We start from the raw sequence: 262 nt of genomic DNA on the forward strand, positions 1-262 counted from the left end.
GGGCTTACGGCGTGGAGGCTTTTCACCCCCATTATCGCTACTCATGTCAGCATTCGCACTTCTGATACCTCCAGCATCCTTTACAAGACACCTTCGCAGGCTTACAGAACGCTCTCCTACCATATATCCTAAGATATATCCGCAGCTTCGGTGACTGGCTTAGCCCCGTTACATCTTCCGCGCAGGACGACTCGATCAGTGAGCTATTACGCTTTCTTTAAATGATGGCTGCTTCTAAGCCAACATCCTGACTGTTTTAGCC

General features: G+C 49.6%; 1 rRNA gene. It reads right to left on the reverse strand.

The window, feature by feature from the left end:
- Nucleotides 1–262: ribosomal RNA gene (locus MRBLMS1_RS21940) — 23S ribosomal RNA — on the reverse strand; the annotation flags it as partial.

The sequence above is a fragment of the Massilia sp. LMS1-1-1.1 genome, from assembly GCF_040815535.1.
GTDB classification, from domain to species: domain Bacteria; phylum Pseudomonadota; class Gammaproteobacteria; order Burkholderiales; family Burkholderiaceae_D; genus Janthinobacterium; species Janthinobacterium aestuarii.